Here is a 23453-nt window from a genome sequence, read left to right as displayed (position 1 = left end):
GGCCGGACCCGTGCCTCGTGCCGTCTCCCGCCGCTACGGCGTGTCGGACACCCCCTACGGCGCCAGGTCGGCCGTGCGCCCGAGCGCGTCCGGCTGGCTCTCCTCGATCCGCCGCAGCATCCGGGCCAGCAGGCCGGCCAGCGCGGCGCGCTCCTCGCCCGTGATGTCCTGCAGCAGTTCCTCCTCGAACACCGCCGCCATCCGCATCGACTCCAGCCACTTGTCGCGGCCGCTCTCGGTCAGCTCGATGATCACCCGCACCCGGTTGGACTCGTCCCGTTCCCGGGTCACCAGGCCGTCGGCCAGCATCCGGTCGATCCGGTGGGTCATCGCGGCGGGGGTGAGCCCCAGTCGCTTGGCCAGCTCGCCCGGCCCCAGCCGGTACGGGCTGCCGCTCACCACCAGCGCCTTGAGCACCTCCCACTCGGCGGAGGTGATTCCGAGCACGGTCAGCTGCCGGTCGTACGCCACGCCCATCCGCCGGGAGACCCGGTTGAGGGTCTGCACGATCGTCTCGACCTGCGGGTCGACGGTGGGGAACTCCCGCTGGTACAGGGCCACTTGCTCGGCGATGCCGAACTCCAGCGGGGTGGCCCGCGGGGGCTGGTCGGCAGCCGGCGACGGCTTGTCCGTAGTCATGCGGACCAGTGTCGCACGGGCGTGCACTCCTTAAGCCTTTGACTCCGCAGTCTTCCGGTGCTAAGACTTTATCTCGTCACAGTTTAGGTCTGAAGTCTTCTGGGCTTAAGAGTTCCAGTCGAAACCAGGAAGGGATGTGCACGGTGACCGGCACGGTGAAGCAGCAGAGGCAGCAGCGGCGTGGAGCGGGCGGCCCGCTGCGCCGCGTCCAGATCGGCAACGCGCTCAGTGCGTTCGGCAGCGGGTTCACGATGCCGTACATGTTCGTGTACGTGGACCAGGTGCGCGGGCTGGGCTCGCTGGCGGCCGGGATGGTGTTCACCGTCTTCGCCCTGGCGGCGCTCGCCGTGCTCCCGTTCACCGGGCGCGGCATCGACCGGTACGGTCCCCGTCCGGTGCTGCTGGCGGGCGCGGGCCTCGCCGCCACCGGCGCGTTCGCCTTCGGCCACGCCACCGGTACACCGGCCCTGCTGGTCTCCTCGTTCCTGTTCGGCGCGGGTGTCACCACCTGCCAGCCGGCGCTCGCCACGATGATCGTCCGCTGCTCGACGGCGGCGACCCGCTCGCACGCCTTCGCGCTGCAGTTCACCCTGGTCAACCTGGGCATGGGGATCGGGGCGCTGGTCGGCGGGCAGATCGTGGACGTCGCCGACCCGGCCAGCCTCACCCGGCTGTTCACCATCGAGGCGGTCACCTTGCTCGGCCTGGCCCTGGTCACCGGCACCGCCCGCATGCCGAAGGCCCAGCTGAGCGTCGTCCAGGAGAAGAACGACGGCCCGACCGGCCTGCGCGCCCTGTTCGCCGACAAGGCGATGGTGCGGCTCGGCATCCTCGCCGGGCTGATCTTCTTCACGTGCTACGGCCAGTTCGAGTCCGGCGTCGCGGCCTTCGCCACCGACACCGTCGGCACCGCGCCGTCCACCCTGGGCTTCGCGATCGGTGCCAACGCGGTGACCATCGTGGTGCTGCAGATGTTCATGGTGCGGGTCACCGCGCGCCGCCGCCGCACCACCGCGATGGCCGCGGCCGGCGTGGTCTGGCTCGGCGCCTGGGCGATGGCCCTGGTGGCCGGCCTGATCCGGACCGAGACCATGGCCGCCACGGTCGCGATCGTCTCGATCTACGCCCTGTTCGGCGTCGGCGAGTCGCTGCTGGCGCCCACCATGGGCCCGATCGTCGCGGACCTCGCCCCGGCCCGGCTGCTCGGCACCTACAACGCCGGGTACGCCCTGGTGAAGCAGATCGCGATCGCGGTCGGCCCGGCGGTCGGCGTGCTGCTGGTCGGCTCCGGCACCTGGCCGCTCTACCTCGCGGCCATGGCGGGCTCGACCCTGCTGATCGTCCTGCTGGCGCTGCGGCTGCGCCCGTACCTCACGGCGGCGCAGGACAACGCGGCCCCGGCCGTGGTCCGCACCCCGGCCCCGGTCCGGGAGCTGCAGACCGCCGCGTGACGGCGCTCGCAAGGGTGTTCGCGACGGGCGTCGGCCAGGTCACCTGGTCGGCGCCCGTCGCGCTTGGCTTCCCGGGCACCGCCACATAGTGTCAGTGGCTGTTGACCGCCCGGCCCCGGCCCGGGCAAGCAGACCCGGGCCCGGTCCCCATCCGCGGGCCCCGCAGACAGGCGAATCGGCGAGGCTATGACGCAAGCGGCGCTCACGCACCCCCCGGCGGCCCAGGCCACCGCCGAACCGGACCAGGACCCGGCCCCGCGCGGGCTGCTGCGCTGGGCCGCCGACCACTCCGACTGGCTCGGTCCGATCGGTATCGCGGTCTTCGCCGGCCTGCTGCGGTTCTGGAACCTCGGCTACCCCAACGCCTTCGTCTTCGACGAGACGTACTACCCCAAGGACGCCTGGTCCCTGCTCCAGCAGGGCTACGAGGGCACGTGGCCGGACCACGCCAACACCGACATCCTGGCCGTCCCGCAGTCCGTCCCGCTCGGCTCCGCGCCCGAGTTCATCGCCCACCCGCCGCTCGGCAAATGGGTGATGACGATCGGCGAGCAACTGTTCGGGCTGCACCCCTTCGGCTGGCGGTTCATGACCGCCCTGCTCGGCACCGTCACCGTGCTGATGCTGGCCCGGATCGGCCGTCGGCTCTTCGGCTCCACCCTGGTGGGCTGCACCGCCGCCCTGCTGATGTCCGTCGACGGCCTCCAGCTGGTGATGAGCCGGGTCGGCCTGCTCGACGGCATCCAGATGTTCTTCGTGCTCGCCTCCTTCGGAGCCCTGCTGACCGACCGCGACCACGTCCGCGCCCGGCTGGCCCGCGCGGTCGACGGCGGCGAGGGCGGCGACACCGTGCGGCTCGGACTGCGCCCCTGGCGGATCGCCGCCGGGGTGCTCATCGGCGCCGCCTGTGCGGTCAAGTGGAACGGAGCCCCGATCCTCGCCGCCTTCGGCGTCCTGACCGTGCTGTGGGACCAGTCCGGCCGCCGCGGCGCCGGCGCCCGCCACCCCTGGCGGTCGATGCTGCGCCGGGACGCCGTACCCGCCTTCCTCGCCATGGTCGGCTCCGCCCTGGTGGTGTACGTCGGCGCCTGGAGCGGCTGGCTGGCCAGCGGCACGAACGGCGAGGGCGGCTATGACCGGCACTGGGCGGACGGCCGCGCGGGGCTCTCCCCGGACCACGTCCTCGGCATCCCGCTGCCGCAGGTCCCGATGAGCTGGGTGCCGGCCGCGCTGCGCAGCCTGTGGCACTACCACTCGCAGATGTACGACTTCAACACCGGCCTGAGCACCCCGCACACCTACCAGTCCAACCCCTTCGCCTGGCTGGTCGACGGTCGCCCGGTCTCGATGTACTGGGAGCAGATCCCGGCCGGGACGCGCGGCTGCACCTCCTCCGGCGGCTGCGCGGCGCAGATCCTCGGCCTGGGCACCCCGTTCCTGTGGTGGGCGGCCTGCTTCGCGCTGGTCTACCTGCTGTGGCGCTGGTTCTTCCGCCGGGACTGGCGCTCGGGCGCCGTGCTGTGCGCGGTGGCCGGGATCTACCTGCCCTGGTTCCAGTACCAGGAGCGGACGATCTTCTCCTTCTACATGGTCGTGCTGGTGCCGTTCCTGTGCCTGGCCGTCGCCCAGATGCTCGGCGCGATCCTCGGCCCGGCGGGCTGCAGCCCGGAGCGCCGCCGGTACGGGGCGATCGGGGCCGGGCTGATCGTGCTGGCGATCGTCGGCTGCTTCGCCTTCTTCTACCCGCTGTACACGGCGGAGGTCATCCCGATGTCGTCCTGGCAGGACCGGATGTGGTTCACCAGCTGGATCTGAGGCCGGTGCCCCGGGGGCCGAGAGGCTGTGACGGCCGGGGTGGCCGGCGGGGTCGGGTACCCTGGAGCGCGTTGAAGGGGAGTAGCCCTCCACCGGACCGTCGACATACTGGCCCCACGGGCCCGGCGCCCGGGGCACCGCTCGGTTGGCGGTTGCCGGCGAGACCTTCGGCCGCAGTGCTGTGACCGTTTCCAGTGCTGTCGGGCCGAAGCGTCCCCTGGCGGAGCTGCGGAGGCCGGCAGCCCGACCGAGGGATTCCTCCGATGAGTCTGACCATTGCCGCGTTGACGTTCGGCATCATCTTCCTGGCGGAGCTGCCGGACAAGACCGCGCTGGCCAGCCTGGTGCTCGGCACCAAGTACCGGGCGAGCTACGTCTTCGCGGGCGTGGCCGCCGCCATGCTGGTCCAGGTGGTGCTGGCGCTGGTCGCCGGACACCTGCTCTCGCTGCTGCCGCACCGCTGGGTGGAGGGCATCACCGGCACGCTGTTCCTCGTCGGCGCCGCGATGCTGCTGTTCCACGGCGGCGAGGACGAGGAGGAGCACGCGGCCAAGGAGCCGTCCTCGAACCGCTTCTGGAAGGTGGCCGGGACCAGCTTCGCGGTCGTCGCGGTAGCCGAGTTCGGTGACCTGACCCAGATCATGACCGCCAACCTGGCCGCCAAGTACGCCGATCCCCTGGCCGTCGGCCTCGGCTCCTGGCTGGCGCTCTGCGCGGTCGGCGGGATCGCCATCGTGGGCGGGCAGAAGCTGCTCAAGTACGTGCCGATGAAGCTGATCATCCGGGTGGCGGCGACGATCATGGTGGTGCTGGCCGGGGTCAGCATCTTCGGGGCGATCACCGGCTGACGGCGGCCGCCCCGGCTCGCGGCTCGGCGCTCAGCAGCCCGGGTCGGCGCTGAGCACGGCCTGGGTCTTGGGCCCGTAGACGCCGTTCTCGCCCTTGATGCGGTTCTCGCGCTGGTACTGCTGCAGCGCCGACTGGGTCCAGTCGTCGAAGGTGCCGCTGATGATCGACTTGTCGACGAATCCGCATTCGGCGTTGACCAGCTGCTGCTGCATCGCCCGCACGTCCGGCCCGCTCATCCCGATCCGGAGCAGCCGCGCGGTCGGGGTGGGCGTCGGTGTGGGGGTGGGCGTCGGGGTCGGTGTGGGGGTGGGCGTCGGGGTGGGGGTCGGCGCCGTCGAGTGGGTCGGCGTGGGGGTGGGCGTCCTGGTCGGGCCGGGCCTCGCCGTCCGGGTCGGGGTGGGGCTCGGCGCCTCGGTGGTCGGCGCCGGGGCGCCGGCCGTCGGGGAGGCCGGGTTCGGCGGGTTCACCGGGGCGGGCGCGAGCGTGGTGACGGGCACCGGCTCCGCCTGGCGGGCCGGCCCGGAGGAGGGCGTCACGGCGTACGCGAGGCCAACGGTCAGCGCCAGCAGACCGGCGCCGATGCCCGCGATCAACCCCTTGCGCCCGGCGAACGGGCTCCGCTCCGCCCGCTCGGCGGCCCGTCGCGCGGTCCGTCCGCCGCCGTCGGCGGAACCGGGCTCGGGGGCTCCGTCGCCGAACGGGAAGTAGCCGAGGTCCTCCTCGCCGCCGGGCCGGACGGCCGGCTGCGGCCGACCCGAGTGCACCGGCGGGACGGGCGGCAGGACGGTGGTGGCGTACGCGTCCGGCGCGGGGCCGGGGACGGGCGGCAGCACGGTCGTCGCGTAGGCGTCCGCGTCCGGCCCCAGCGGGGGCGTGCCCGGCCCGCCCTGGGGGCCCGGCTGCCCCGGCTGCTCGGGCTGTCCCGGCGGGACCGGCGGCAGGATCGTGGTCGCGAACGGGTCGGCGGTCGGCGGCGGCTCCTCCGCGACCTGGTCGGGCGCCTGCGGCACGTAGGGGCGGACCAGCGGCGGGCCCTCCAGGTGCGGGAGGACGGCGGTCTCGTCGAGGCTCCGGTCGGGGAGGCAGCCGCACCCGGTGGAGCGGGCGGTGCCGCACGTCGGGCAGTGCTGGTCCGGCATCGGCCGGTCCTCCTCGGTTCTCGGGTCTCGCGATCGGGCCTGATTATGCAGGACGTCCCGGAGGGTGGACAGGGGCGTCCGGTGCCCGGCGGGGGTGTTGTGCCGGTTGGTGGTGGTTGGGCCCCGGGGAAACCGCCGGAACGCCCGAGGCCGGCCCGGTGCTTACGTTCGGCTCAACCGGGCGGCGCAAACCGGGACATCTCTGCCAGCATGGGGAACTGGGAGTGATCATCCACCGGGCGTCCGGCAGTCCGGCCCCGCAGCCCCGCGACCCCACGGAGACCCCATGACGGACCCGCTCCCCGCCTCCGACCGGACCCCGGCGCCCGAGCCCGGCCCGCCGGAGGTCACCGTCCCCAACCTCTGGGTGCCGATCGGCGCCCTGCTGGTGGCGATGCTGCTCGCCGCCCTCGACCAGACCATCGTCTCCACCGCGCTGCCCACCATCGTCAGCGACCTCGGCGGCCTGGACCACCTGTCCTGGGTGGTCACCGCCTACCTGCTGGCCTCCACAGCCGCCACCCCGCTCTGGGGCAAGCTCGGCGACATGTACGGCCGGAAGCGGTTCTTCCAGGCCTCCATCGTGATCTTCCTGATCGGCTCGGCGCTCTGCGGACTCGCCCAGAACATGGGCGAGCTGATCGCCTTCCGGGCCCTCCAGGGCCTGGGCGGCGGCGGCCTGATGGTGCTCTCCCAGGCGATCGTCGGCGACCTCGTCGCACCCCGGGACCGCGGCAAGTACCAGGGCGTCTTCGGCGCCGTCTTCGGTGTGACCAGCGTGCTCGGACCGCTGGTCGGCGGCCTGTTCGTCGACCACCTGAGCTGGCGCTGGGTCTTCTACGTCAACCTGCCGGTCGGCGTGGTCGCCCTGGTGGTGATCGCCGCGGTGCTGCACGGAGCGGAGGTCCGGCGCGAGCACCGGATCGACTACCTCGGCACCGCGCTGATCGCCGCCGTCGCCACCTGCCTGGTGCTGATGACATCGCTCGGCGGCACCACCTGGGCCTGGGACTCCTGGCAGGTCGCAGGCCTGGGAGTGCTCGGGGTGGCGCTGCTGCTCGCCTTCGTCCAGGTGGAACGGACGGCCGTCGAACCGGTCCTGCCGCTGCGGCTGTTCCGCTCGCAGACCTTCAGCCTGGTCGCGGTGATCTCCTTCGTGGTCGGCTTCGCGATGTTCGGCGCGCTCACCTACCTGCCGACCTTCCTCCAGGTCGTCCAGCAGGTCTCGCCCACCATGTCCGGCATCCACATGCTGCCGATGGTGCTCGGGATGCTGCTCACCTCGATCGGCTCCGGCCAGATCGTCGCCCGCACCGGCCGCTACCGGGTCTTCCCGATCGCCGGGACGGCCGTCACCACGATCGGACTGGTGCTGCTCTCCCTGCTGGACGAGCACAGCGGCACCGTGGAGATGAGCCTGTACTTCCTGGTCTTCGGCCTCGGGCTGGGCCTGGTGATGCAGGTGCTGGTGCTGATCGTGCAGAACTCGGTCGGCTACCAGGACCTCGGCGTGGCCACCGCCGGCGTCACCTTCTTCCGCTCCATCGGCGCCTCCTTCGGCGTCTCCATCTTCGGGACGATCTTCGCCAGTGGCCTGCGCTCCCGGCTCGCCGACGCCCTGGCCGGGCAGCCGCTGCCGCCCGGTTTCCGGGCCGACCGGATCGGCGCCGACCCCCGGCTGATCTCCCAGCTGCCCGCCGCCGCCCAGGCCGGGGTCCACCACGCCTACGCCGAGTCGATCACCCGCGTCTTCCTGTACGCGGTGCCCGTCGCACTGGTCGCCTTCGTGCTGTCGCTGTTCCTTCCGGAGCAGAAGCTGCGCTCCACGGTGACCGCGCCCGACCTGAGCGAGTCCATCGGGATCAACCCGGTCGAGCGGTCCTCACTGGACGAGATCGCCCGCGCGCTGTCCGTGCTGAGCACCCGCGAGGCCCGCCACGACCTGTTCCGGCGGATCACCGCCACCGCGGGGCTCGACCTGCTGCCGGCCTCCAGCTGGCTGCTCCTCCAGATGCACCACCACGGCTCGGTGGAGCCCGCCGAACTCGCCGAGCGGCGGATCGTCCCGATCGCGGTCGTCGAGGAGGCCGTCCGCGAGCTGGAGGGCCGGGGCCTCGCCGCCCGCACCGGCGGCCTGCCACTGCGCCTCACCGAGCCGGGCCAGGAGGCCGCGCTGCGCCTGGTCGACGCCCGGCGCACCCAGCTGGCGGAACTGCTCGGCGACTGGGACCCGCAGCAGTACGACGACCTCGCCGAACTCCTCACCCGGCTCAGCACCGCCCTCTGCGCAGACCGCCGCGACCGCCCGGACCCGCCCGTCGGCCCCCAGCCGCCCTACCAGGGCGAGGGCCGGTCGTTCTAGGGCCTTGGCGCCTCCCGGGTCACGGAGCGCCGAACCAGCGCGGGGTGTCGAGCCGGAACGGGTTCCCGGGGGCGAGCTGCCGCAGGCCGTCCTCGATCCGGCGGAGCTGCTCCTCGCCGAGGGTCTCCGACCACTCCGCGCGCAGCTCGCCGAAGATCCGCGCCGAGCGCACCAGGCAGTCCGCGCCCCGGTCGGTGAGCCGGACCACCTTGCGACGGGCGTCGGCCGGGTCGCTGCCGCGCTCGACGTAGCCGAGCTGTTCCAGGTTCTCGACGGTCTTGCCCGCGGCCTGCTTGGAGACGCCGAGCCGACGGCCGAGCTCGACGGCGGTGGTGCCCTGCGGGCCGATCGCCTGGAAGACGAAGCCGTGCATCGGCCGCAGGTCCGGATGCCCTTCGCGCGCGATGCGCTCGTGCAGCTCGTCGATGATCGTCCGGAAGGCGAGCAGCAGGCGCAGTGGCAGCTCGAAGCCGGGCGGGGCGGGTTCGCTTGCCACGATAGACAACCTCATTGACCATATGGACAACTTCATTGTCCATCTTAGGGGGTCCCTCCGCCATGCCCGTGATCCGTTCCGCCGACGCGCGCCGCACCGAGACCCCGAACGCCGTGATGACCACCCACGCCTCGCCCACCCAGGGCTCGGCCTCCCTCGCCCTGTGGCGCGTCGAGATGCCCGCCGACCGGCAGGGCCCGCTGCACGCGATGGACACCGAACAGATCTGGACCTTCCTGACCGGCTCGGCGGAGGTGGACCTGGCCGGGGAGACCATCACGATCGCCGCCGGCGACACCCTCGTCCTCCCCGCCGACACCCCGCGCCGGATCGCCACCGCCGAAGGCTTCACCGCCGTCGTCGCCTCCCCGTCCCCGTCCCACGCCTACAACCCCGACGCCCGCACCCCCGACGGCGCCTGCGCCCTCGCCCCGCGCGACGCCGAACGCCTCCTCCCGGCGTGGATCGCCTGAACCCCGGTGCGTGAGGTGTAGCAGACTGCTCGTGAGCAACCGAGCCGACGGCCGTACGGGCCCCGGCGGATCAGTGAGGAGCGGCATGTCCGTCGTCAAGATCAACGTACTGACGGTGCCCGCCGAGCAGCGCGAGGTGCTGGAGCAGCGCTTCGCCTCGCGGGCCGGCGCGGTGGAGAACTCCGACGGCTTCGAGTGGTTCGAGCTGCTGCGCCCGGTCGAGGGGACCGACCAGTACCTCGTCTACACCCGGTGGCGTGACGAGGAGTCCTTCCAGGCCTGGATGGAGGGCCCCATGAAGGCGGCTCACCAGCACGGCGGTGAGGGCGAGGCTCCCAAGCGTCCCGCGGCCTCCGGCTCCACCCTCTGGTCCTTCGACGTCGTCCAGTCGGCGGGCCCGAAGGCCTGACGGCCCGTACGTCGAACGGCGCGCCCCGGGCTCCGCGAGCCCGGGGCGCGCGGCGTTTCAAGCCGCGGCGGCGTGGAGGACCTGGCGCAGCCCGGGCACGGTCTCGCGGTCGGCGCGCCAGACCAGGCGGAGGTGGAGCGGCGGGGGGACGGGCGGGAGGCGGACGAGGGCACCGGAGGCCAGCGGGTCCTGGACGGCGAACTCGGGGAGGTGGGCGATGCCGAGCCCCTGTTCGGCGCAGGCGCGGGTGACGGCGACCCCGCCGGTGCGGACGCGTTCGACGGCGTTGCCGAGCAGGCGTTCGCCGGCGAGCCGGAATGAGCAGGCGGGGGCGTTCACCAGGAGGCGCTGGCCGTGCAGGTCCGCACGGGTGAGGGCGGCGGCGCCGCTCAGCGGATGGGCCGAGGCGGCGACCAGGGCGAGCCGCGGGGCGGGGCCGCGGAGCAGAGTGGCTGGCCGAACGGCGGGGGTGCAGGGTGCCCGCGCGGGCGAGCGCCGCATCGACCGGTGGGGTCAGCCGGCCGCCTGCGCGAGCCTCGCGGTGTTCACGGACGCGCTGATCGCGGTGGGCGACAACACCCGGGCGCACGCCGGGCTGCTCAGTGCCGTCCGGCAGGTCGGGGAGACGGTGGACGTGGCGGCGACGGGCGCGTTCGTCGGCGGGAGCGCCGGCGGGCCGGCGGTGGCGTTGCTGCTCCCGGCGGCGGTGTGCGCCCTGTCGGCCGTGCTGGTGCGGCGGAGCCGGCCCGTCGGCTGACCGGACGGGTGCCTCAACTGGGCAGTTTCCAGAGCTGGTTGGGACTGGCCTGACAGTCCCAGATCTGGAGCCTGGTCCAGTCGGCGCTGCTGCCGTCCCGGGCGTCGAGGCAGCGGTTGGAGACGGGGTTGAAGAGGGTGCCGTCGGGGCGGGGAAGCCACTTCTGGGCGCCGGTGCCGTTGCAGTCGTAGAGCTGGGCGGGTGTGCCGGCGGCGGTCCAGCCGTTGGTGACGTCCAGGCACTTGCCGAAGGCCCGCAGTGAGCCGTCCTGCCGGACGGACCAGTCCTGGGCGCCGGTGGAGTTGCAGTGGTAGAGCTGGACGGCGGTGCCGTTGACCGTCGCGGCCCGGGCGACGTCCACGCACTGTCCGGCGACGCCGGTCAGCGGGCCGCTCGGACGGGGGGTGGCCCAGTGCTGCTCGGCGGCTCCCGAGCAGTCGCGCAGCACCAGGCGGCCGTCGGCGGCGGTGAGGCAGCGGTTGGAGGCCGGGTTCAGGAGCGAGGCGTCCGGGCCCGGCCGCCAGACCTGCTCGGTGCCGCGGAGGTCCGGACGGCAGTCCCGCAGCAGGACGGCGGCGCCGTCGGCGGACCCGGCCGGGGTGAGGCAGCCGCCGAGGACGCCGATGCCGCCGTCCGAGCCGACCGTGGCGTCCTGGGCCGCCGTTCCCGAGCAACTCGCCGTCTGCAGGGGCCGGTTGGAGTCGGCTGCGGCGGCCTCGGCGTCCAGGCAGGATCCGTCGGAGCCGGTGATCCGTCCGGACCAGGTGGAGACGGCGGGGGAGGCCGGCGCGTCCACCGTGCCGCGCAGCCGGGGCGTGCGGGAGGAGGAGCCGACGGTGAGGCCGTAGCGGCCTCCGGGGACGCCCCAGCCGTGGACGCCCTGGTCCCAGAGGGCGAAGGCGGAGCGGTCCAGCGGCAGTTCCACGTGGGCCGTACCGCCGGGCGCCAGTGTGACCTTGTCGAAGGCCTTGAGCTGCTGCGGCGGCTCGCCGGCCGTCGACGGGAAGGTCAGGTACAGCTGGGGCACCTCGGTGCCGGTGCGGGCGCCGCGGTTGGTGAGGTCGAAGCCGACCCGCACCCGGCCGGCCGGGTCCGGCCCGGTCACGGTGAGGCCGGCGTAGTCGAAGGCGGTGTAGGACAGGCCGTGGCCGAAGGGGAACAGCGGGGCGGTGCCGCTGGCGTCGTACCAGCGGTAGCCGGTGCCGAGCCGCTCGGTGTAGTGGTAGGTGCCGTCCGCGCCGGGGTATTGGGCGCGGTCCTGGATCGGGGTCGCGCTCGCCGAGGTCGGGAAGGTGACGGGCAGCCGCCCGCCCGGGTCGGCGTCGCCGAACAGCACGTCGGCGAGTGCGGCGCCGCTCTGTTCGCCGGGGTACCAGGCCTCGACGACCGCGGGCACCGAGTCCAGCCACGGCATGGTGACCGGCCCGCCGGTGTTCAGCACCACGACGGTGTGCGGGTTGGCCTTGGCGACGGCCCGGATCAGGGCGTCGTCCGCCGGGGCGAGGTCCAGCGAGCCGCGGTCCGCCCCCTCGGTCTCCTGGTCGCCGACCACCACCACGGCGGCGTCCGCCCCGGTGGCCACCGAGGCCGCCGCGTTCGGGTCGTCGCCCGGGTGGTAGCGCACCTCGGTGGCCGAACCGGCCCGGGCCGCGATGCCCTGGCGGGGCGTCACCGTCTGCTCCGGGTAGGCGGTGACGTGCGAGGAGCCGCCCCCGCCGGTGTAGGCGCGGTCCGCCCACGGGCCGATCACCGCGACGGACTTCAGCCGGGTGGCGTCGAGCGGCAGGGCGGAGTTCTCGTTGCGCAGCAGAACCGTTCCGGCAACGGCGGCCCTCCGGGCGTCGCGCGCGCCGGCGGCCGGGTCGGAGGCGGGCGGCTGGCCCCCGTCGAGAGCCCCCGTCCGCTCCATCAGCCGCAGCACCCGCCGGACCTGGTCGTCCAGCGCGGCCGGGGCGAGCCGTCCGTCGGCCACTGCGGCGGGAAGATCGGCGAAGTACGTCGAACCGCCGAACTCCTGGTCCAGGCCCGCCGCCGCGGCGTTGACCGAGGAGTGGGTGGCCGGGTAGTCGGAGCCGACCACCCCGTCGAAGCCCCAGCGGCCCTTCAGCACGTCCCGCAGCAGCGGGAAGTTCTCGCACGCCCAGATGCCGTTGACCGGGTTGTAGCCGCACATCGCCGACCAGGCCCGGCCGTCCCGGACGGCCGTCCGGAAGGCGGGCAGCTCGATCTCGGCGAGGGTGCGCTCGTCCACCTCCGAGCTGTACGACTCGCGGTAGTCCTCCTGGTTGTTGGCGGCGTAGTGCTTGACCTGCGCGGCGACGCGCTGGGCCTGGATGCCGCGGACCTCGGCGGCGGCGAGCCGCCCGGCGAGGTACGGGTCCTCGCCCAGCGTCTCGAAGTCCCGTCCGCCCTGCGGGATCCGGACGATGTTCACCATCGGCGCGTACAGCACCTGGTAGCCGCGCGCCCGTGCCTCGCGGCCCAGCACGTCGCCGTAGGCGGTGGCCAGTGCCGGGTCGAAGGCGGCGGCCAGCGAGACGGGTGCGGGCAGGGCGGTCGCGGGTCGGCCGTCCCGCACCCCGGCCGGGCCGTCGGACAGCAGCAGCGGCGGAATGCCGAGGCGGGGCACCCCGTCGACGTAGCCGACGGAGCTCACGCCGGCCGGGGCGTCCATGCCGCGCAGCAGGGTGACCTTCTCGGCGGTGGTCAGCTGCGCCAGCAGGCTCTCGACGCGCTGGTCCGATGAGCCCGGACCGCTCCTCGCCGCGGCCGACTCGGCCGGCGCCGTCGGGGCGGCCGCGGCGTTGCCGGTCGTGGCCGCGGCCAGCAGGCAGCCGCCGAGCCCGAGCCGGAGGATCCGCATTCGCAGGGGGGGACGTCGCATGGCAACCACCACCGATCGACGGAGTCGTACCTGGCCGGGCGGCCTGAGAAAATGACGGTCCGTCAAAGCTACGGTGTACCCGGGATGGCAGGTGGTGTACCGGCGCGTGTCGGGCGCGTTCGGGTCACGCCCGGGGCCGGTACGGCGACAGGCCCTGGCCGCCGAACGGATTCTTCACGTGCGAGGCCCGGCGTGTCGTCGGGGTGCGGGGAGGTTCCCGATCACGAAGACGCGAGGAGCTCAGCCGGTCGGCGGGGGCCGGAAGTCGACCGGCGCGTCGAAGGCGGCCCGGCGGGTGGTGCGGCGCAGGGCGCGCAGCACGGGCGTGCCGAGGGTGAGGCACAGCACGACGGTCAGCGCCGCGCGCGGCAGGTCCCAGCCCAGGGACGTGGTGAGGCAGTAGGCGGCGAAGCGGACCAGGTTGGCGGGCAGCGGGTCGCCCGGGACGAAGGAGACGGAGCCGGCCATCCCGCCGATGTACGGCCAGCCCTGGAGGTTCATGACCGTGCCGTAGAGGACGGCGGACACCGCCCCGTACCCGGCCAGCAGCAGCAGTTCGCGGCGGCCGCGCAGCGTGGCGGCGCCCGGCAGCAGGCCCGCGCCGAGACAGACCCAGCCCATGGCGAGCATCTGGAACGGCAGCCAGGGCCCGACCCCGCCGGTGAGCAGCGCGGAGGCGAACATCGACAGCGAGCCGAGGACGAACCCGAAGCCCGGGCCGAGCACCCGCCCCGAGAGCACCATCAGGAAGAACATCGGCTCCAGGCCCGCCGTCCCCGCCCCGAGCGGCCGCAGCGCCGCGCCGGCCGCCGCCAGCACGCCCAGCAGGGCGACGGACTTGGCGTCCAGTCCCGGCGCGCCGCCGCCCGACGAACGGCCCTCGGAGATCTGTGCGACGACGACCGCGAGGAGCAGCGGGAGCAGCAGGGCGAACAGCCAGGGGGCGTCGGCGGAGTGGCCGACCAGGGCGGACCGGGTGGAGGCGAGCAGCGGCCAGCCGAAGGCCGCCACGCCCACCAGGGAGACCAGCGACAGCGCCGCGACGGACCGGCGGCCGAGCGGGACGGGGTGGCCGCTCACGCGCTCAGCGCCTTCGCGACCTGCTGGACGGTGAGCCACGGCCCCGGCGCCAGCACCTTGGCGACCTGCGGCGCGAAGGCCGGGGAGGAGACCACCACCTCCGCCGTCGGCCCGTCCGCGACGATCTCGCCCTCGGCCAGGATGAGCGTCCGGTGCGCCAGCTCGGCGGCCAGCTCGACGTCGTGGGTCGCCAGCAGCACCGCGTGCCCCTCGGCGGCCAGCGAGCGCAGGATCTCCACCAGCCGGGCCTTGGCGGCGTAGTCCAGGCCGCGGGTCGGCTCGTCCAGGAGCAGCAGCGGGGGCCGGGCGGTGAGGACCACGGCGAGGGCGAGGGTGAGCCGCTGGCCCTCGGAGAGGTCGCGGGGGTGGGTGGCGTCGGCGATGCCGGGCAGCAGGCGCTCGACCAGGGCGCGGCAGGTGCCGGGGGCGGCGCCCGCGTCGGTGTCCGCGGCCGCGCACTCGGCGGTGACGGTCTCGCCGTACAGCAGGTCGCGAGGGTCCTGGGGGACGAGGCCGACGTGCCGGATCAGTTCGGCGGGGCGGGTGCGGTGCGGGGTGCGGCCGCCGACGGTGACGCTGCCGGAGGCGGGGGCGTGCAGGCCGACCAGGCCGCCGAGCAGGGTGGACTTGCCCGCGCCGTTGCGGCCCATCAGGGCGGCGATCTCGCCGGGGCGCAGCGCGAGGTCGACTCCGCGCAGGGCCTGGACCGGGCCGCGTCGGACGGCCAGGCGGTCGGTGGCGGCGATCGGCGCGGTGTCCGGGGTGTCGGCGGAGGCGGGTGCGCGGCCGTCCAGTTCGGCCCGCAGCGGAGCGGCCTTGCGGCGGGCGTCGCGGACGGACAGCGGCAGCGGCCGCCAGCCCGCGAGCCGGCCGAGGCCGACCACCGGCGGGTGCACGGGGGAGTGCGCCATCACCTCGGCGGGTTCGCCCAGCACCGGTTCCGCGCCCGGGGTCAGCAGCAGCACCCGGTCGGCGTACTGGACGACCCGCTCCAGTCGGTGCTCGGCCATCAGCACGGTGGTGCCGAGGTCGTGCACCAGCCGCTGCAGGACGGCCAGCACCTCCTCGGCGGCGCCCGGGTCGAGCGCGGAGGTGGGCTCGTCCAGGACCAGTACGCGCGGGTGCACGGTGAGCACCGAGCCGATCGCGACGCGCTGCTGCTGGCCGCCGGAGAGGGAGCCCAGGGCGCGGTCGCGCAGGTCGGCGAGGCCGAGCAGGTCGAGGGTCTCCTCGACCCGGCGCCGCATGACGTCGCCCGGCAGGCCCAGGGACTCCATGCCGTAGGCGAGTTCGTCCTCGACGGTGTCGGTGACGAACTGCGCCGACGGGTCCTGGCCCACCGTGCCGACCAGGTCGGCGAGTTCGCGCGGCCGGTGCTCGCGGGTGTCCCGGCCGCCGACGGTGACCCGGCCGTGCAGCACCCCGCCGGTGAAGTGCGGCACCAGCCCGCTGACCGTGCCGAGCAGGGTGGACTTGCCGGAGCCGGAAGGGCCCACCAGCAGGCAGAGTTCGCCCTCGGGGACGGTCAGGTCGACGCCGTTCAGCACCGGTTCGGCCGAGTCCGCGTACCGGACGGAGACCTGCTCGAAGGTGATCACGAAGCCCTCCGGGGCGGGATCGGGGCGGCGAACGCCGGTACCAGGCCGAGGAGTACGGCCGGCACGGCGGCCAGCGGCAGCGCGGGGACGGTCGGCGGGACGACGGTGGGGGCGAAGGCGGCCGGATCCCGGGACGCGAGCCAGGTGACCAGGGCGGCCACGGCTGCGCCGGAACCCGCGGTCAGCCACTCGGGGATCGCCCAGGGGTCGGGCCGGTAACGGGTTCTGGCGGAGCGTCGGCTTCCGAGCAGGAGCCCGGCGAAGGCGGCGGCCAGTCCGAGCAGCAGCGCCGGCAGTGCCCAGCCGGCGCCGTCCGCGGTCAGCAGCCCGTACGCGGCCAGGCAGACCCCGAGCAGCCCGGCCAGGGTCAGTGCGGCGGTCACCCGGGCCAGCCGGCGCGGGACGTCGGCGGTCCGGCCGAAGCCGCGGGTGTCCATCGCCGCAGCCAGGGCGATCGAGCGCTCCAACGCGCCCTCCAGCACGGGCAGTCCGACGCTCAGTACGGCCGCGACGCCCCGGTCGTCGCGGCCCCGCAGACGGCGGGCGGCGCGCAGCCGGCGGACGTCGGCGACCAGGTTCGGCGCGAAGGTCATCGCCACCACCACGGCCACGCCCGCCTCGTAGAGCGCACCGGGCAGGGCGCGCAGCAGCCGGGCCGGGCTGGCCAGCGAGTTGGCGGCGCCGACGCAGACCAGCAGGGTGGCCAGGCGCAGCCCGTCGTACAGCGCCGACAGCAGGCCTTCGAGGGTGACCCGACCGCCGGCCCGCACTCCCTGCGCCCAGGCGGGGAGCGGGAGTTCGGGAAGGGTGAACAGCACGTGGGTGCCGGGGACCGGCGAGCCGAGCAGCACCGCGAAGACCAGCCGGATGGCGAGCACCAGCAGCCCGAGCCGAAGGAACGCGCCGTACGACCGCGACCAGGGGGCATCGCCGCGGCGCGCCGCGACCACGTAGCCGGCGGTCGCGGCGAGCAGCAGCAGGACCACCGGATCGGTGGTGCGGGTCGCCGCCGCGCCCAGCCCGAGCGCCCACAACCACCAGGCGCCGGGGTGCAGTTGGCGAGGGCCGGTGGGCGGTCGGGTGCTACGGACGGGGCTGCTCACGGATCTGTCCTGGAAGGGTTAGGAGTGACGGCGGCGGGTCTGCCAGACGGCGCCGCCGGCGAGGACGGCGATCAGCGCGCCACCGGCGACGAGGCCGAGGTCCGGGCCGCTGCCGTGGTCCGCGGCGGACTCGGCCGGCCCGGTGCCACCGGCCCCGTGCACCTGGTCGCCGCAGCCCGCCTTCGGGTAGCCGGCGATGGCGCACAGCAGGCCGTTGGAGTCGTAGCGCAGCGGCGGGGCGACGGCGGCCAGCACCTCGGCCGAGCTGGCCCGCGGTGCGACGCTGGCGCAGGCCGTCCGCTGCCCGGGCGGCTGTACGGCGGACACCCCGGCGTCCTCGGCCGTGCCGAAGTCCAGGACCACGGCGACCCGCTTGCGGCCGTCCTGGGCGGGCGTGGCCACGCAGACCTCGTCGAACGGGACGGCCGTCCGGGGCTCGGCGGCGTCCCGCCCGCCGTCCGGGCTGACGGCGAACCGCCACCCGTCCACCGCCCCGTCCGGCGGGACGGCGACCGTCGGTCCCTGCAGCTGGTACGCCCACGCCCCGCCGTCGCCCGCGCGCCAGAACGACCAGTACCGGTACCCGGCCGCCTGCGCGGGCGCGGCGGAGGCGAGCAGCACCAGCGCCCCGAGCAGGGGCAGGAGCAGTGCGGCCAGGGCGCGGATGGCCGGGCCCGTCCGGGCGTCAGGGGCGGGACGCATCAGAGGTTCGGGTTGCGCTTGCGCTGGAGGCTGAGGAGGAGGCCGCCGCCGACGCCGATGAGCAGGCCGACGATGATCAGCCAGAACTGGCCCATGCCGTCGCTCTTCTTCTTCACCGGGGTGGCCTCCGCGGCGGCGGCGCCGCCCTTGGGCGCCGGACCGAGGGCGGTGAGCTGGCCGGTGAGGTCGGCGGTGGAGCGGTGGGCGGCCTGGGAGACCAGCAGGAGGCTGGCGGTGGCGGCGGCGTCGGTGCCGTTCCTGGTCCAGGTGGTGCCCTGTCCCTCCAGCCAGTCCACGGCGTCGGTGGCCTGCTCGGGGTGGCCGCTCTGGATCAGGGCGAGGGCGGCCCAGGCGGTGGCGGTGTAGTCGGGCTTGGGGTCGGCGCCCGGGGTGGTGAGGGTGAGGTGGTCGTCGCCGGCCGCGAGTTGGGCGCCGAGGTAGGCGCTGACGGCCTCGCCGGACTCGTTGTGCGGGATGGTGGCGGGCGCGGAGCCGTCGGCGCAGGCGAGGGCCTTGGGGGTCGCGTCGGCGTGCACCGAGGTGGCGACCGGCAGGTGCCCGCCGGCGGCGGCGAGGGCGGCCTGGGCGCTGGCCAGGGTGTTGGGGGCGAGGGTGCCGGCGGCCGGGTCCGGCTGGTAGGCGAAGGCGCCGCGCTGGTCGACGGGGGCGGTGCAGCCGAGCTGGAAGCGGGCGAGGCCGTCGAAGGCGTTCTTGCCCGCCGCGCCGCCGGTGCCCGGCTTGGCGACGCCGGCCGGGTCGGTGCGGGCGGCGAACAGCGCGTTGACCGCGAGCCCGGTGGAGTTGGCGTCGCCCGGGTTGCCGGGGTTGTACGGCCAGCTGCCGTCGGCGTTCTGGTTGGCCTTGAGCCACTGCACGCCCTTGTCGACGGCCGGCTGGTGCCCGCCGAGGGCGACCAGGGCCTGGATGGCGACGGCGGTGGCGTTGCTGTCCTCGGTCTTGGCGTCGCAGGCCGCCCCGGCGGCCCGGTAGGAGGGCCAGCCGCCGTCCGCGCACTGCTGCCCGGTGAGCCAGTCCACCGCGGAGTCGGCCGGGATGATCTTGGCCGCCGTCAGCGCGGTGAGCGCGAGGGACTGCCGCCAGACGCCGTCGTAGGTCGGGTCGCTCTTGCCGTACAGGCCGTCCGGGACGGCGGCGGCGGGCGACGGGCTGTCGGCGAGGGCCGGTCCGGCGGCGACGCCGGCGAGCAGCGCGGCGGACAGGGCGGCGGCGCCCAGGCGGGCGGCGGTCAGCATGGTGCGGGTGTGCCTTTCGGTGAGCGGTGGGGGCCCTGGCGGGGCCGTTCCGTAGTCCTCGACGGGTGCCGGGCGCGGGTGTCCGGCTCGCCGCTCGTCCCTCCCCGGGTGCTCCGGCTCGCCCGGCGCACGGTCGGGTTCACGGTTGCGGGTCAGCGCCGGATTCGCACCGGCTTCCCCCGGGGGAGGAGCGGGATGGAGTTGTGCTGCCCGTCGACTCTAACCGCCGGGCCGTGGCCGGCGGGCCATCCGGGGCAGGAACAGGTTCCAGTAACCGGGGGCCGTCACGGCAGGGTCAGCAGTCGCGCGGCGGTGTGCAGGTCGGCCCGGACCTCGGCGATCGAGGCGCGGCCGGAGAGCCAGGCGACCAGGGCCGAGTGCCAGGTGTGCTCGATCACCCGGACGGCCGCGCGCTGGCTGTCGCTGGGCGGGCCGGACTGGCCGATCGCGTCCAGGATCAGTTGTCCGGTGGCGGCGCTGACCAGATCCACCTCGGCGCCGACCGAGCGGTCCGCGAAGCACATCGCGCGGACCATCGCCTCGGCCAGCAGCGGTTCGCGCTGGAGCGCGTGGAAGGCCCGGGTGAGCGTGTCGGCGACCCTGGGCGCCGGCTCCCGGTCGGTCGGCGGGTGCCGCCGGATGTGCTCCTGGAGCTCCTGCAACTGCTCCAGCATGACCGCGACCAGCAGGTGGACCTTGGACGGGAAGTACCGGTACAGCGTGCCGAGGGCGACCTGGGCGCTCTCCGCGACCTCCCGCATCTGCACCGCCTCGTACCCGCCGCGGGCGGCCAGCGCGGTGGCGGCCCGCAGGATCCGGCGGCGCCGCTCGGCCTGGCGCGCGGACAGCGGCGGCTCGGCCGGGGGTGCGGCAGGGGCGCCTGCGGGGGAGGGGCTCACGGACGTGGTCGGCGACGGCAAGGGTGCTCCCGGGGGCGCGTGGGTGGCGGCGTGCTCCAGAAAGGTCGACCCGAAGGCGACCCGCGGTCGGTCGGGGCGGGCGTGGCGGGAATCACCAGCCCTGGCTCCTGAGCGAAAGCTACGGGCCGGTATCTTCGAGGTCTCTCATTGTTCACACGGTCGACGACGAGTTCCACAGCCACTGAAACCTGATCTACTTTAGCGACCAGCGGCACCGACGGGGCCGCTCGCACCGATAGCAGCCAGAGATGAGGGCCGAGGATGACCGCGCAGCCGCTGCGGATTGCCCTGCTGTCATACCGCGGGGATCCGTTCTGCGGCGGTCAGGGCGTGTACGTACGGCACCTCTCCCGTGAACTGGCCGGGCTCGGCCACCACGTGGACGTGATCGGCGCCCAGCCCTACCCCGTGCTGGACGAGGTCGAGGGCCCCGGAACGGTGCGCCTGGTCGAGCTGCCCAGCCTGGACCTCTACCGCGCCGACGACCCCTTCCGCACGCCCGCCCGCGGCGAGTTCCGCGGGCCGGTGGACGTGCTGGAGTTCGCCACCATGCGCACCGGCGGCTTCCCCGAGCCGCTCACCTTCTCGCTGCGGGCCCGTCAGTACCTGGCCCGGCACAAGGGCCGCTACGACGTGGTGCACGACAACCAGACCCTCGGCTACGGCCTGCTGGGCCTGGCCCGGCACGGCTTCCCGCTGGTCACCACGATCCATCACCCGATCACCGTGGACCGGAAGTTGGAGCTGGACGCGGCCGCCACCCGGCTGAAGCGGCTGTCGCTGCGCCGCTGGTACGCCTTCACCCGGATGCAGCGCCGGGTCGCCGCCCGGCTGGACCACGTGATCACCGTCTCCGGCTCCTCGCAGCGCGAGATCGCCGAGCACCTGGGCGCCGCCCCCGGCTCGATCTCGGTGGTCCCGATCGGTGCCGACACCCGGCTCTGGTCGCCCTCGGCGGAGGTCGAACGGGTCCCCGGCCGGATCGTCACCACCTCCAGCGCGGACGTGCCGCTCAAGGGCCTGGTCTTCCTGGTCGAGGCGCTGGCCAAGGTCCGCACCGAGCGCGACGCGCACCTGGTGGTGGTCGGCAAGCCGCAGAAGGACGACGGGCCGGTGGCCGAGGCGGTGCGCCGCTTCGGGCTGGCGGAGCACATCGAGTTCCGCACCGGCCTGAGTGACGAGGAGCTGGTCGACCTGTACCGCTCGGCCGAGGTGGCCTGCGTGCCGTCGCTGTACGAGGGCTTCTCGCTGCCCGCCGCCGAGGCGATGGCCACCGGCACCCCGCTGGTCGCGACCACCGGAGGGGCGATCCCCGAGGTGGCCGGACCGGACGGCGAGACCTGCCTGGCCGTGCCGCCGGGGGAGGCGGACGCGCTGGCCGCCGCGCTCGGCCGGCTGCTGGACGACCCGCGGCTGCGCGCCGAGCTCGGCGCGGCCGGCCGGGAGCGGGTGCTGGCCCGGTTCACCTGGGAGCGGGCCGCCGAGCTGACGGCGGACGCGTACCGGGCGGCGATCGCCACCGGCGTCGGCGCCCGGGCCCGCTCCGGGCCGGGCTGGCGGTACGTGCCCTGAGCGGCGCGCTCGCGAGCGACGCGCTCCGGGCAGCCGGCGAGTGACCTGACGAAGCTTTCCGGCGAAGTGTTCTGACGAAACGTCAGGAATGCTTGGTTGCAATAGGAATGGGAGCCCTGCAGTGCTGACCGTCGATTTCTCGCGCTTCCCGCTCGCCCCCGGCGACCGGGTGCTCGACCTGGGCTGCGGCGGGGGCCGGCACGCGTTCGAGTGCTACCGCCGCGGTGCCAATGTGATCGCCCTCGACCAGAACGCCGAGGAGATCGCCGAGGTCAAGAAGTGGTTCGCCGCGATGGAGCTGGCCGGTGAGGCCCCCGAGGGCGCGTCGGCGGTCGCGATGGAGGGCAACGCGCTGGCGCTGCCGTTCGAGGACGAGTACTTCGACAAGATCATCATCTCCGAGGTGATGGAGCACATACCCGATGACAAGGGCGTGCTCAACGAGATGTTCCGGGTCCTCAAGCCGGGCGGTCTGCTCGCCGTCACCGTGCCGCGCTGGCTGCCGGAGAAGATCTGCTGGGCGCTGTCCGACGAGTACCACGAGGTCGAGGGCGGCCACATCCGGATCTACCGGGGCGACGAGCTGCTCGGCAAGCTCAAGGACGCCGGCCTGGAGCCGTACGGCACCCACCACGCGCACGCGCTGCACTCGCCGTACTGGTGGATCAAGTGCGCCGTCGGTGTGGACAACGACAAGGCGCTGCCGGTCAAGGCCTACCACCAGCTGCTGGTCTGGGACATCGTCGGCACCCCGGTGATCAGCAAGCTCACCAAGGCCGCCGAGAAGGCGCTCAACCCGGTCATCGGCAAGAGCTTCGTCGCCTACGCGTCCAAGCCGAACCGCGCGGAGCCCCGGCGGGCGGGCGCATGACCGCCGCCGTCCCCGAGGTGCTGCTGCTCGACGGGGTGCTGGACGCCGAGCAGGCCGCCGACACCGTCCGCAGCATCCTGGCCGAGCAGCGCCCCGACGGCGCCATCCCGTGGTTCGCCGGCCACCACCTCGACCCGTGGGACCACACCGAGGCCGCGATGGCCCTCGACACCGCCGGCGAGCACGCCGCCGCCGAGGCCGCCTACCGCTGGCTGGCCGCGCAGCAGAACCCGGACGGCTCCTGGTACGCCGCGTACACCGACGGCGTCGTCACCGACCGGGCCAAGGAGAGCAACTTCTGCGCGTACATCGCGGTCGGCGTCTGGCACCACCACCTCAGCGCGGGCGACGACGCCTTCCTGGAGTGGATCTGGCCGGTGGTCCGGCGGGCGCTGGACTTCATCGTCCGCCTGAGGCTGCCCGGCGGCCCGATCGCCTGGCGGGTCGACGAGGACGGCGCCGCCACCGGGGAGGCGCTGCTCACCGGCTCGTCGAGCATCCTGCACGCGCTGCGCTGCGGCCTGGCCATCGCCGACTACCTGGAGGAGCCCCAGCCCGACTGGGAGCTCGCGGCCGGCCGGCTGCGGCACGCCATCGCCCACCACCCCGAGCGGTTCCTCGACAAGGGCCGCTACTCGATGGACTGGTACTACCCGGTGCTGGGCACCGGCCTGCGCGGCGAGGCGGCGCTGGCCCGGATCGAGCGGGACTGGGAGCGCTTCGTCGTCCCCGGCCTCGGCGTGCGCTGCGTCAGCGACCGCCCGTGGGTGACCGGCGGCGAGAGCGCCGAACTGGCCCTCGCGCTCTGGGCGATCGGCCAGTCCGACCGCGCGGTGGACATCCTGCGCTGGATCCAGCGGCACCTGCGCCACCAGGACGGCTCGTACTGGACCGGGTACGTCTTCGAGGACGACGCGATCTGGCCCGAGGAGCGCACCACCTGGACGGCCGGGGCGCTGCTGCTCGCGGTGGCCGCGCTCGGCGGGGACCCGGCGACCGTCGCCGTCTTCGGCGGGGAGCAGCTGCCCGCCGGGCTGGTGGTCCAGGACTGCTGCTGAGGCGCGTGCGACGGTTCCCGCC

Annotated in this window: 21 protein-coding genes and 1 riboswitch; of the genes, 10 read left to right on the top strand and 11 right to left on the bottom strand. The window is 74.4% G+C overall.

Going from position 1 to position 23453, the window contains the following annotated elements; genetic code table 11:
- Positions 1 to 54: 54 nt before the first annotated feature.
- Positions 55 to 639, bottom strand: coding sequence for a MarR family winged helix-turn-helix transcriptional regulator (locus ACFV1W_RS36195; RefSeq protein WP_380421521.1), 585 nt, complete (start codon positions 637 to 639; stop codon positions 55 to 57).
- Between the two features lie 143 nt (positions 640 to 782).
- Here ACFV1W_RS36195 and ACFV1W_RS36190 point away from each other — a divergent pair, with 143 nt between their 5' ends.
- The 3 genes from ACFV1W_RS36190 (at position 783) to ACFV1W_RS36180 (ending at position 4753) form a co-directional block, all read left to right on the top strand.
- Positions 783 to 2090, top strand: a complete 1308-nt coding sequence (locus ACFV1W_RS36190; protein WP_380421520.1) for an MFS transporter — start codon at positions 783 to 785, stop codon at positions 2088 to 2090.
- A 186-nt stretch (positions 2091 to 2276) separates the two neighbouring features.
- Complete coding sequence (locus tag ACFV1W_RS36185; protein WP_380421519.1) at positions 2277 to 3905, top strand: dolichyl-phosphate-mannose--protein mannosyltransferase; 1629 nt, start codon at positions 2277 to 2279, stop codon at positions 3903 to 3905.
- A gap of 263 nt (positions 3906 to 4168) precedes the next feature.
- Entirely contained in the window at positions 4169 to 4753 is a 585-nt protein-coding gene (locus ACFV1W_RS36180; RefSeq protein WP_380421518.1) for a TMEM165/GDT1 family protein, read from the top strand.
- Between the two features lie 30 nt (positions 4754 to 4783).
- Here ACFV1W_RS36180 and ACFV1W_RS36175 read toward each other — a convergent pair whose 3' ends face one another.
- Positions 4784 to 5893 (bottom strand): peptidoglycan-binding domain-containing protein, encoded by a 1110-nt coding sequence (locus ACFV1W_RS36175; RefSeq protein WP_380421517.1) that lies wholly within the window; start codon positions 5891 to 5893, stop codon positions 4784 to 4786.
- A gap of 286 nt (positions 5894 to 6179) precedes the next feature.
- On the opposite strand from ACFV1W_RS36175, the gene ACFV1W_RS36170 reads away from it, so the two are divergent.
- Positions 6180 to 8255, top strand: a complete 2076-nt coding sequence (locus tag ACFV1W_RS36170) for an MFS transporter (RefSeq protein ID WP_380421516.1) — start codon at positions 6180 to 6182, stop codon at positions 8253 to 8255.
- A gap of 19 nt (positions 8256 to 8274) precedes the next feature.
- Here the strand turns inward: ACFV1W_RS36170 and ACFV1W_RS36165 are convergent, their stop codons facing one another.
- Entirely contained in the window at positions 8275 to 8751 is a 477-nt protein-coding gene (locus tag ACFV1W_RS36165) for a MarR family winged helix-turn-helix transcriptional regulator (protein WP_380421515.1), read from the bottom strand.
- 62 nt (positions 8752 to 8813) lie between these two features.
- Between ACFV1W_RS36165 and ACFV1W_RS36160 the strand changes: the two genes are divergently transcribed.
- Together ACFV1W_RS36160 and ACFV1W_RS36155 are read left to right on the top strand one after the other, a co-directional pair.
- Positions 8814 to 9224 carry a cupin domain-containing protein gene (locus tag ACFV1W_RS36160; protein ID WP_380421514.1) on the top strand — a complete coding sequence of 137 codons (411 nt, stop codon included), beginning with the start codon at positions 8814 to 8816 and terminating at the stop codon, positions 9222 to 9224.
- Positions 9225 to 9309: 85 nt separating this feature from the next.
- Positions 9310 to 9633: an antibiotic biosynthesis monooxygenase family protein gene (locus tag ACFV1W_RS36155; RefSeq protein WP_380421513.1), complete on the top strand. Its 324-nt coding sequence runs from the start codon at positions 9310 to 9312 to the stop codon at positions 9631 to 9633.
- 57 nt (positions 9634 to 9690) lie between these two features.
- Here the strand turns inward: ACFV1W_RS36155 and ACFV1W_RS36150 are convergent, their stop codons facing one another.
- The gene (locus tag ACFV1W_RS36150; RefSeq protein ID WP_380421512.1) at positions 9691 to 10134 is read right to left on the bottom strand and encodes a LysR substrate-binding domain-containing protein; all 444 of its coding nucleotides are present in this window, start codon (positions 10132 to 10134) and stop codon (positions 9691 to 9693) included.
- A 40-nt stretch (positions 10135 to 10174) separates the two neighbouring features.
- On the opposite strand from ACFV1W_RS36150, the gene ACFV1W_RS36145 reads away from it, so the two are divergent.
- A complete protein-coding gene (locus ACFV1W_RS36145) occupies positions 10175 to 10390 on the top strand; it encodes a hypothetical protein (RefSeq protein WP_380421511.1) in 216 nt (71 codons plus the stop codon).
- 13 nt (positions 10391 to 10403) lie between these two features.
- Here ACFV1W_RS36145 and ACFV1W_RS36140 read toward each other — a convergent pair whose 3' ends face one another.
- From ACFV1W_RS36140 to ACFV1W_RS36110, 7 genes are all read right to left on the bottom strand, one after another.
- Positions 10404 to 13274: a glycoside hydrolase family 3 C-terminal domain-containing protein gene (locus ACFV1W_RS36140; RefSeq protein WP_380421510.1), complete on the bottom strand. Its 2871-nt coding sequence runs from the start codon at positions 13272 to 13274 to the stop codon at positions 10404 to 10406.
- Between the two features lie 240 nt (positions 13275 to 13514).
- Positions 13515 to 14354, bottom strand: coding sequence for an ECF transporter S component (locus ACFV1W_RS36135; protein ID WP_380421509.1), 840 nt, complete (start codon positions 14352 to 14354; stop codon positions 13515 to 13517).
- The gene (locus tag ACFV1W_RS36130) at positions 14351 to 15952 is read right to left on the bottom strand and encodes an ABC transporter ATP-binding protein (RefSeq protein ID WP_380421508.1); all 1602 of its coding nucleotides are present in this window, start codon (positions 15950 to 15952) and stop codon (positions 14351 to 14353) included. The genes ACFV1W_RS36135 and ACFV1W_RS36130 overlap by 4 nt, the downstream gene beginning before the upstream one ends.
- Positions 15949 to 17055 carry an energy-coupling factor transporter transmembrane component T gene (locus ACFV1W_RS36125; RefSeq protein WP_380421507.1) on the bottom strand — a complete coding sequence of 369 codons (1107 nt, stop codon included), beginning with the start codon at positions 17053 to 17055 and terminating at the stop codon, positions 15949 to 15951. The genes ACFV1W_RS36130 and ACFV1W_RS36125 overlap by 4 nt, the downstream gene beginning before the upstream one ends.
- A gap of 18 nt (positions 17056 to 17073) precedes the next feature.
- Positions 17074 to 17757 (bottom strand): SCO2322 family protein, encoded by a 684-nt coding sequence (locus ACFV1W_RS36120; protein ID WP_380421506.1) that lies wholly within the window; start codon positions 17755 to 17757, stop codon positions 17074 to 17076.
- On the bottom strand, positions 17757 to 19010 hold the full coding sequence (locus tag ACFV1W_RS36115) for a prenyltransferase/squalene oxidase repeat-containing protein (protein ID WP_380421505.1): 1254 nt from the start codon (positions 19008 to 19010) through the stop codon (positions 17757 to 17759). Before ACFV1W_RS36115 ends, ACFV1W_RS36120 begins: the two co-directional genes overlap by 1 nt.
- 106 nt (positions 19011 to 19116) lie before the next feature.
- Positions 19117 to 19190, bottom strand: a riboswitch (cobalamin riboswitch).
- 104 nt (positions 19191 to 19294) lie between these two features.
- Entirely contained in the window at positions 19295 to 19909 is a 615-nt protein-coding gene (locus tag ACFV1W_RS36110) for a TetR family transcriptional regulator (RefSeq protein ID WP_380421504.1), read from the bottom strand.
- 282 nt (positions 19910 to 20191) lie between these two features.
- Between ACFV1W_RS36110 and ACFV1W_RS36105 the strand changes: the two genes are divergently transcribed.
- The 3 genes from ACFV1W_RS36105 to ACFV1W_RS36095 all read left to right on the top strand — a co-directional run bounded on the left by ACFV1W_RS36105 (position 20192) and on the right by ACFV1W_RS36095 (position 23431).
- Positions 20192 to 21502 carry a glycosyltransferase family 4 protein gene (locus tag ACFV1W_RS36105; RefSeq protein ID WP_380421503.1) on the top strand — a complete coding sequence of 437 codons (1311 nt, stop codon included), beginning with the start codon at positions 20192 to 20194 and terminating at the stop codon, positions 21500 to 21502.
- A gap of 121 nt (positions 21503 to 21623) precedes the next feature.
- Entirely contained in the window at positions 21624 to 22373 is a 750-nt protein-coding gene (locus tag ACFV1W_RS36100; protein ID WP_380421502.1) for a class I SAM-dependent methyltransferase, read from the top strand.
- Positions 22370 to 23431, top strand: a complete 1062-nt coding sequence (locus ACFV1W_RS36095; RefSeq protein ID WP_380421501.1) for a prenyltransferase — start codon at positions 22370 to 22372, stop codon at positions 23429 to 23431. Before ACFV1W_RS36100 ends, ACFV1W_RS36095 begins: the two co-directional genes overlap by 4 nt.
- The last annotated feature ends 22 nt before the right edge of the window (positions 23432 to 23453 follow it).

Origin of the sequence: Kitasatospora sp. NPDC059648, assembly GCF_042734825.1 — a bacterium.
Taxonomy (GTDB): domain Bacteria; phylum Actinomycetota; class Actinomycetes; order Streptomycetales; family Streptomycetaceae; genus Kitasatospora.
This window is presented reverse-complemented; position numbering and strand designations above follow the sequence as displayed.